Origin of the sequence: Rhodopirellula maiorica SM1, assembly GCF_000346295.1 — a bacterium.
Lineage (GTDB): Bacteria > Planctomycetota > Planctomycetia > Pirellulales > Pirellulaceae > Novipirellula > Novipirellula maiorica.
The window spans coordinates 1-5,439 of record NZ_ANOG01000764.1 but is presented as its reverse complement, the minus strand read 5'-3'; the positions used below and the strand labels follow the sequence as shown (position 1 = coordinate 5,439).

4 protein-coding genes are annotated in these 5,439 nt (G+C 55.4%); all 4 read right to left on the bottom strand.

The features are described 5' to 3' along the window. Window positions 1–781: hypothetical protein (locus RMSM_RS24785; protein ID WP_052031795.1), on the bottom strand; the 781-nt coding region annotated here is incomplete at its 3' end. A 189-nt stretch (window positions 782–970) separates the two neighbouring features. Beyond that, window positions 971–2,374, bottom strand: a complete 1,404-nt coding sequence (locus RMSM_RS24780) for a TIGR03000 domain-containing protein (protein ID WP_236622290.1) — start codon at window positions 2,372–2,374, stop codon at window positions 971–973. Between the two features lie 361 nt (window positions 2,375–2,735). Next, complete coding sequence (locus RMSM_RS24775; protein ID WP_008702974.1) at window positions 2,736–4,043, bottom strand: protein-L-isoaspartate(D-aspartate) O-methyltransferase; 1,308 nt, start codon at window positions 4,041–4,043, stop codon at window positions 2,736–2,738. Window positions 4,044–4,235: 192 nt separating this feature from the next. After that, window positions 4,236–5,439: Ppx/GppA phosphatase family protein (locus RMSM_RS24770; RefSeq protein ID WP_236622289.1), on the bottom strand; the 1,204-nt coding region annotated here is incomplete at its 5' end.

Genomic DNA, 5,439 nt, shown 5'->3' with positions numbered 1-5,439 from the left:
CGGCCTCTGAGTCAATCTCGGAACCGGCCGCGGGTGGCGGATTCGGCGTTGCAGATTCGGATTCGCTTACACCCGAGGAACTTGATTCGTCGTCGGGCTGAACATTTTTCGGCGCCGGAATCGCCTCCGGAAGGTTACTTGATGTGTCGTTGGTTTGTTCGGGATCAAAGGCTTGGTCACGCAACACGCGATAGAGCCGCGGATCGTTCAGCGGGATGGGATCATTGGCAAGTTCGATGAAACCAGGCAAAGCATGTTCAAGACGACGAATCACCACGCGTCGACCATTGTTTTTGTGTTGCAGATGATCAACGATTGATTGGCGAACGTACTCGTAACGAGCACGCGATTGTTCCCACAACTGCGCCCCGACTGGATCCAATTCCGCAAACTCTTCGGACGGAGTTGGCGGCTGATAGATCTCGCTTAAATATTCAGCCAACATAAAATGACGATGATAAAGAAGACGCGGCCATTGATCATCCAGACTCGGAATCATCCTCTCGTCGACCTCGCCCGATGCATCGGTGATCGCGGCTTGAATCAGATGGCTTGGTCCCGGATCGGGAGCAAAGAAAGCGTACCCCCGGTCGATATACAGGAACTGCGTGTAACCACGTACCATCGACATCAGAGTCTGTACCGACGGTGAATCGCCCAACGCACCACGAGTCTGGAAAGCGAGAGGAGGCAAGACAAGGGCGATCAGATGAGCACACACCAGGATCGACAGGACCCATCGAATGCGTGGCGACACCTGAGGAGTTTCTTCGGACGACATTTCGCTAAGGGAGCTCCCCGAAAGCATGGATAAAGTAGACCGTTCTAAGTTAGTCCGGGACGCGTGGAAGTACAGATGCGTTCACTGCCCGGATAGTGAACAGCCAAACAAAAAGCCGCGTTCTCGAAAGGAGAACGCGGCTGATCGATGATTTGCTTTCCGTTTTAAGACGAAATGCAATCCGCAAAATTAACGCTGGGCAATCGACGAATTATCGAATTCGAACTCGAGTTCCGTCGTACCACCGGCAATCACGTCGACCGTGCGTTCTTTGCTGATCGGTTGACCATTGACGATCGCGGTAACGTGGACGGTGTAACCACTCCACTGTTCACCCACCTTCAATTGGTTGGTGCGGAAGGTACGAATCGAACCTTGTCCTGCGGTTTCATTGCCAGCCAGAATGACTTTTGCGTCTTCGGGCACATGCAACTTCACAACCGTAATCACTTCGTCGGTCTTCGCAGCCACGTTGTCTTCGGCGTTCGCAGTGTCGCTGGCTTCGTTCAAGTCGAATACGATCTGCTCGATATCGCCGGGACGAAGTTTGACTTCCTTTGAATCCGATTGCGTCTCGCCATTGACGGTGTAATCGACGTTGACCACATAGGTGTAAACGTAACCATCCTTCAACCCGCGAGACATGAACTGACGAATATTGCCTTCGCTAGTTGTGGCATGACCGTTCACCGTGACGGTCGCGTCACTTGGCACTGCCACAGTCAAAAGCGCCGAATCTTGCTCGATGCTTGGCTTGGCCGATTCGTAACGAGTCGAATCGTTGATCGATTCGGTTGCGGACGATGCCGATTGGTCGTCGGAGCTTTGCACCGGGGCACTGACGCCCGAGTCATGGCTGCTGTCGATGATCGTGCCTTGGATCGGGGCCGAGTATGTTTCGTAGCCCGATTCGATGACCGGAGATTCGTAACCCGCATCGACACCCGAGGAAATCGGGCTCGAGTAGTGACCGTAGATCACGCCGCCAGACGATCCGCCCGAAGACCCGCCGGACGATCCACCGGAGCTCAGCGAATAGCTCGCATAACGGACATGACGCCCACCGGAGGATCCGCCGGAGCTGCCACCCGAGCTGCCACCCGAGCTGCCGTGGCTGCTGTAGCTAGCGGTATAACCGCTGCTTGACCCACCGCTGCTCGCTCCACCGCTGCTGCCACGCGTTGCGTGCTTGGCGTGCATCTTCGCGATCAGTCGACGGATCGGGCCAACGTGTCCGCCGGAAGATCCACCGGAGCTGCCGCCCGAACTGCCGCTCGAGGCGTAGGAGGCCGCGTACCCACCGGAAGAACCGCCACTTGATCCGCCCGAGGATCCACCACTGGAGCCGCCGCTTGAGGCACTATAGTACCCGCCGGACGAACCGCCGCTGGCCCCGCCACTTGAGCCAGCCGAATACCGGCGAGCTCGATGACTTAACAATCCTCCGCCGGAGGAGCCACCCGAAGAAGAATAGCCACCGGACGAGCCGTAGCTGCCTCCCCATGAACCTCCTGCCTGAACCGAATTCGGCAAGCTTGAGAATAGGACCACCGATGCGGTGATGGTCAAAACCTGGAAATGCCTGATAGCCAATTCAATCCCCTCCGTCGATTTTTGAACGCGTTATGAAAGCCTTGTAGCGATATCCGATACGATTGGTATCAGCGGTAGAATAACCGTTGAAATGCGGGAAACAAGCAGCCTAGGCAAAATTTACCGATCACAGACACGCTAGGGCGGCAACGAAACCACCCGCACACCTTAAGGTTAGCAACCCTCGCACCGGATTTCGACATTCCGAAAACGGGAGGAAGCCGACAGAAAAGACGGTTTTAGCAGCAGAATTGAGATATTTTCCGCGTCCCTGCAAGTTATTCGGTCCAGCAACGAGCGGCTCAGACTGAGTCAAAACGCCACACCGGGGCACAATAAAAAGGAGGAGGCAAGTGAGAATCTAATCCACTTTCTCGATAGCAACGGCGTCGAACTCCGCCTTGCCCGTCGCTCCGAACAATCCAATCCGCAAGATCGCCTCGCGAGTCTGATGAGGGATGCGTACTAAACGGCTGACGTCACGCCAGGACCGAGTGCCGCGAAATGGACCGATCCAATAGGCCCCCAGATCACGCCGCTGTTCGTCGTACAGGCTGATTGCGATCATCGGAAGCGATTCAGGATCGGGGCCAATTTTGACGTCTTCAACCTGCACGCGTCCGCTCAACCGGATCATGGACACTTCACGTCCGTCGATCGCGATGCCTTGCAACAAATGCGAACTTAGTCCCGATGTCTCGTTCTCGAATCGCACGAACGTTTCCCCCTCGGGCACGGTCGCGCGTGGCGATCCCGACGACGACTGCGTTCCCCCGCTGTCGGATTCCGAAGCCGGAGTAACCTGGCGGACTTGGCGTCCGTAGTACCACCCGGGAACAAAATCTTCGATCGAACTCTGTTTTTGGCTCGGCAGCGTCTCGAAATTTCCGTTGACGACCACCGGATTAGTGGGATCGGGTAACTGCTGGCGTCCCTCTTCGGCTTCGCCGGTCATGGGGACAAACAGGGTGGGGTGCAAAGCTTGCCGGACCAATTTACCGTCCACCTTTTGCATCCGGTACAACGTCTGCTGATAGCGTTGCCCCACCGGAATGATCATTAGTCCGCCTTCGCGGAGTTGTTCGATCAACGGCAGCGGCACTGATTCAGGGCTGCAGGTGACGATGATCTTGTCAAACGGTGCGGCATCGGGCCAGCCGAGAAAACCGTCGCCAATTCGCGTCGACACATTCTCGTACCCCAAACGAGTGAGCGTCTCCGCGGCTTTGCGTCCTAATTCATCAACGATCTCGATCGAATAAACGTGCTCGACCAAGGGGCTCAGCACGGCGGCCTGATAACCGCTGCCGGTGCCGATTTCGAGCACTTTATCGGTCGACTCGGGCTCGATCGCCTCGGTCATCGAAGCCACGGTGAAGGGGCTGCTGATCGTTTGCGAACCGCCAATCGGCAGCGCCATGTCCAAATAGGCCCGCTCTCGTTGACTCTTGGGCACGAACTCGTGTCGCTCGGTATTGCGAATCGCATCGAGCACGCGTGAGTCTTTGACTCCGGCCGATGCAATCCGGTCTTCGACCAAACGCTCTCGCAATATCGCATACAGATCGTCGGCAGCAGTGGCCTCACTGCGAATGAAAAACGCCAAAACCAGACTCCCGAAGATACTGATAGATTTGATCAACGCCGCAACGTCATTAGAAAAACTCATTTACATGCCTCTGCGGTTCGTGAGCGGTAGCGACGAACGTATTTTCATCGGACTCTTTTTGAGTCCGAATTGGGTTGAATGACGGGGAATGCACCAAGCGAATAACGACGCCCCGGAGGGGGAAAGTCGAAACGAGAACGTTTCGCCAAGCATCCATTGTAATCAATCAAGTAACGGTGTTGATGTCTTGAACTAACGGCCGCTACGCAACAACACTTGCATCCCGAACACATCGCGGAACAGTCCCGAGCTTTGACGCATCGCAATTTGTTCAAGGGAAACGTCGTCCACGCCGGGCACGTTAATAACGAGTTGCCGTCCTTCGCGAGTGCATTCGATCTCGCGAATTCGTCCGCTTCGAGTATCATCGAGCGCGATCGCCAGCCTCAGAATCGCCGCCAATTTAGCCACAATGACACGGTCCTCGCGCTCCAGCGATCCATATCCTTCGTGAGATGGTTGAGGTGAGGCGCGGCGATAATAACGAGCCACCAAACCGACTTGCAACAACTCGCTCTTGGACAATCCAAACAATCCGCTGTTGCGGATGACGTACAAAGCATGCTTGTGGTTGCTGCGAACATTGATCATCAACCCAATTTCGTGCAACAGTGCTGCAACGTGCAGAATCACTTCGTGCCGCTGATCCAATTGGTGTTCGGCGACCAATTGTTCAAACAATTTCCGTGACAACTCGGCAACGTTGCGTGCATGAGTTTCATCGAAATCGAATCGTCGCCCGAGCGTGATTGCCGAGCGGACAATTTGATTGCGAAATTCGGCAGTCCACTCGCCACCGATCGCCATATCACGCAACAACCCGTCACGCAAATTGGTGTCGCAAACGTAGACGTGGGTCTGATTGAACGCTTGAGCCAACATCGAATAGGCAAGCAGTGCTGGGCCAAGCGTTTCGGCCTCGATAAAGCTAGCTCCGAATCGTTTCACGATCGCGTCTTCGTCAAGCTTCAGCACTTCGTTTGTAAATTCGATCAAGCGATCCGTCGACAGCTGGGCCAGTGACGTGCCATCCCAACCATCAAGCAATTGATGCGCGGCGAAACGCATGTCGCCACCGAAGGCCACCAGATGAATCATCGCATCGGAATGCACCTCTTCGACGATCATGTCTAAGATCCGCCGAATGTGGCTTTCTAACAAATTCCGTCGTCGCGTGACCGACACATTGGCTTGATCAAGCAGTTGCAACAGCCGCAGCGACCCCAAACGATACGATTGGCTGTGCAGGACATTGCCGCTGCGGATGACCAACAATTCGGTATTGCCGCCACCAACTTCGACCACCACCGATCGACCATCGGCCAAATCGGGATGGGTGCGGAGCTGGGGCATGATCGCCCATATAGGTGATGCGGTTGACCGTCGGCTTCGTCGA

What these genes read in the sequence shown, in the direction of transcription:
- RMSM_RS24775 (WP_008702974.1), bottom strand. Translation starts at nt 4,043, where the DNA reads ATGAGTTTTTCTAATGACGTTGCGGCGTTGATCAAATCTATCAGTATC.